This is a genomic window from Mesorhizobium sp. WSM4814, from assembly GCF_055811595.1.
On record NZ_JBVVQT010000088.1, the window covers coordinates 1 to 280 of the forward strand.

The following is a 280-nucleotide window of genomic DNA, read 5'->3' on the forward strand; positions in this document are numbered from 1 at the left end:
AGTCCGGCCTCGTTTGAAGGACGGACTGATGAAGAGAAAGCGGTTTACGGAAGAGCAGATCATCGCGGTTTTGCGCGAGCATGAGGCGGGGGCGAAGGCCGGCGATTTGGCCCGCAAGCACGGGATCTCGGAGGCGACGCTGTATAACTGGAAGGCGAAGTATGGCGGGATGGACGTGTCCGACGCCAAGCGCCTGAAGGCCTTGGAAGACGAGAACGCGAAGCTGAAGAAGCTGCTCGCCGACCAGATGCTGGAAGCCTCGGCGCTGCGCGAGCTTCTG

The 280-nt window shown here is 61.4% G+C and carries 1 protein-coding gene; it reads left to right on the plus strand.

What is annotated here, in order from left to right; all coding sequences use genetic code 11:
• Nucleotides 1–28: 28 nt before the first annotated feature.
• On the plus strand, nt 29–280 hold a 252-nt coding region (locus AC0L2V_RS32280), incomplete at its 3' end, for a transposase (RefSeq protein ID WP_473522200.1).